This window comes from Pseudomonas rossensis, assembly GCF_039888995.1.
In the GTDB taxonomy this organism is placed as follows: domain Bacteria; phylum Pseudomonadota; class Gammaproteobacteria; order Pseudomonadales; family Pseudomonadaceae; genus Aquipseudomonas; species Aquipseudomonas rossensis.
Genome location: NZ_JBBWCB010000406.1, coordinates 1 through 237 on the forward strand (window position 1 = coordinate 1; position 237 = coordinate 237).

General features: G+C 63.3%; 1 pseudogene. It reads right to left on the bottom strand.

Going from position 1 to position 237, the window contains the following annotated elements:
* Positions 1-237 (bottom strand): annotated as a pseudogene (locus WLY71_RS31065) (xanthine dehydrogenase family protein molybdopterin-binding subunit); the annotation flags it as partial.

Consider the following 237-nt stretch of genomic DNA (forward strand, 5'->3'; position numbering starts at 1 on the left):
GACACCTCGGCCACCTGGGCAACATAACTGCCGAAAGACTCATGCACCGCGACACCCAACGCATGGCCGTCCGGCAGTGGCGCCTTCCAGTTGGCTTTCTCGACGGCCAGGTTCAGCACACGCCAAGATGCCGCGGATGGTCCTTGAGCAAGGTTCGTCGGTACTCGACCGGATCCTTGCCGGCCGCCTCGGCCAGTTCGTCGATCAGCGACTCCATCACGAACGCGGTGTGGGTGT